General features: G+C 28.3%; 3 protein-coding genes and 1 pseudogene. All 4 read left to right on the forward strand.

Annotated elements, in window-relative coordinates:
• Positions 1 to 185: pseudogene (locus J7G74_RS15315) on the forward strand (NADH peroxidase); the annotation flags it as partial.
• Positions 186 to 328: 143 nt separating this feature from the next.
• Entirely contained in the window at positions 329 to 787 is a 459-nt protein-coding gene (locus J7G74_RS15320) for a hypothetical protein (protein WP_297136919.1), read from the forward strand.
• A 175-nt stretch (positions 788 to 962) separates the two neighbouring features.
• Positions 963 to 1,919: a hypothetical protein gene (locus J7G74_RS15325; RefSeq protein ID WP_297136921.1), complete on the forward strand. Its 957-nt coding sequence runs from the start codon at positions 963 to 965 to the stop codon at positions 1,917 to 1,919.
• Between the two features lie 16 nt (positions 1,920 to 1,935).
• Positions 1,936 to 2,503 (forward strand): FAD-dependent oxidoreductase (locus tag J7G74_RS15330; protein ID WP_297136923.1); only part of this gene is annotated, 568 nt, incomplete at its 3' end.

A 2,503-nucleotide genomic window follows, 5' to 3' on the forward strand; every position in this document is an offset into this window, starting at 1 on the left:
CAAAAGCTAACTTAGAAGCAAGAGTAGAAGCTGAATATGGAGCTACTGAAGGAAAATTAAAAATAGCTAAGAGAGCTAAAGAATTAGGATTAGATGCTATACATGATACAGTTCATGAAATGTGTAAGGATGAAGCTAGACATGGTAAAGCATTTTTAGGACTATTAGAGAGATATTTTGGATAAGATTATATAATATGAACCTATTTTGCAGAAATGTAAATTGGGTTCTTTTTTATATATTAATATACGAAATTAAAATTATTTATTATACTTTGACTAAGGAATTTCATATTAATATAATAAATAAAATAAAAGGAGATGTATTTATGTTAGAGACACCTCTTGGATTATTAAAAATTTATAAAAATGATAATCCCTTGGAATATAAATTTAATTCACTTCCACTAAAGCCAATAGAAATATGTTCATATGAAGTAGATGAAAGATATCTAATAGAATTTGATAAATCTACAATTTCAAAAGGAGATATTATAACATTTTGTATTGGTACAGAAGTAAGAGCTGAAGTAGATGGAGGAGATTGCTTAGTAGAAGCAATGTTTGAAACAGATGATTTATTCCTAGCTATTGGAGGATATGACATAAATAATCGAGATGAGAGTAATAATTTTGCATATTATTTTTCTGTAATAGAAAATGGTCTTAAGGTAGAATTTATTGATTTACAGTATTTAGAAGAACTTTTGGTTGCTATAGCATGGTCTTCATGTGAAAAAAATGATTATTATACATCTGTGTGGTTTGCAGCTGATCCTTGCATGTAATTGTAACTATATTAAATAATATAATGATTTGTTAAAAGTTGAAGAGAAAAATAAAATTCTTTTTAACTTTATTTTTTTGTAACTGATTAAGATTTAATTAATAAATTAATAATATAGCTTTTGAGAGTTTTATTTTTTATGAAGATTTAAAATATCATTTTAAGGAAGTGACGAAATGGAAAAACCTAATATGCAATTTTGTGCTGATGCAGGAGGACAATACTGTCCTTGTCATCTTGCCCATAGTGGTGACTGTATAAAGTGCAGTTTAATTAGAGGTGGCAAAGTATGTAATTGTAAATGGCAAGGTGTCTGCATTTATGATCAATTAAAACATGACAAAATAGTACCTGTAAAAGAGAGAGAAGAAACGTTATGCAAAATAGTGGAAACTAAAGAGATAGATAATAATATATACTTTATAAAGATAGAAATACCCAAAAAAATGATTAATAGTTTATGTGAACCAGGGGCATATGTTTTTTTAAAAGATAAAAATAGAGAAGACTCAATTTTCAATGCACCAATATCTGTAATGGATATAGATGAGAAAAATAATATACTAGAAGTAATTGTAATTCCAAGAGGTATAAAAACAAGACCATTGGTAACTGCAGATGAAGTTATGTTAAAAGCTCCATACTTTAATGGAATATTTGGTCAAATTGAAATTAAATCAAATAAGAATAAAAACTGTTTAGTAATTTTAGATGGTTTATCACAAGTAAACTCTATAAATGTAATTAAAAGATTAATAAGAAATGGTAATCATGTAGGAGTATTTATAAATGAAAAGGGCAAAAGATTAAATATTGTTGAAGAAAAAATAAAAGAAATGGGACTTAATATTAATTACTTTAACTTAGATGAGAATAAAGAATTATTAGAAGATTATATAATAAAAAATAATATTAGTTTTATATATAGTTGCGGATTGATTCCTTTTAACAAAGAAATTTTAAATATCGTTGATGGAATTGATGATAGTATAAAATTTGCTATTCCTAATAATAATCTTATATGTTGTGGAGAAGGTATTTGTGGAGCTTGTACAGTAAGGCTTAAAAATTGCAAAGTTAAAACTTGCAAAGCTCAGCTAAATGGTAGAGAGTTTTTAAGTAATCTTAAATAATTTTGGGGGGATTTTTATGTCTAAAGTTGTTGTTATCGGAGGCGGATGGGCTGGTTGTGCAGCTGCAATTAGTGCTAGAAAAGCAGGAGCAGAAGTAGTTATTTTAGAGAAAACTGATTTATTAGTTGGACTTGGTAATGTTGGTGGTATAATGAGAAATAATGGAAGATACACAGCATGTGAAGAAGCTATTGTTCTTGGTGCAAGAGAACTTTTTAATTTGACAGATGAAAATGCAGCTCATAAAGATGTTAATTTTCCAGGACATGACCATGCTACAGTATATAATGTTTTAAAGATTGAACCACAAGTTAGAAAGTTAATAAAAGACATGGGTATTGAAATTAGAATAATGAGTAGAGTAGTTGACGTGGTGTGCGAGAAAGATATATTAAAAGCCGTGATTTTAGAAAGTGGACAAAAAATAGAAGGAGATAGTTTTGTAGATACTACAGGTTCTTCTGGGCCAATGGGAAACTGTTCTAAGTATGGAAATGGATGTGCTATGTGTGTATTAAGATGTCCATCTTTTGGTGGTAGGGTGAGTATAACTGAAAGATGCGGAGTAGAAGATATGATTGGTG

Origin of the sequence: Terrisporobacter sp., assembly GCF_017888745.1 — a bacterium.
Classification (GTDB): Bacteria; Bacillota; Clostridia; order Peptostreptococcales; family Peptostreptococcaceae; genus Terrisporobacter.

Excerpts from the sequence above, each read along its gene's own strand:
- J7G74_RS15320 (WP_297136919.1), top strand. The coding sequence starts at position 329 with ATGTTAGAGACACCTCTTGGATTATTAAAAATTTATAAAAATGATAAT.
- J7G74_RS15325 (WP_297136921.1), top strand. The coding sequence starts at position 963 with ATGGAAAAACCTAATATGCAATTTTGTGCTGATGCAGGAGGACAATAC.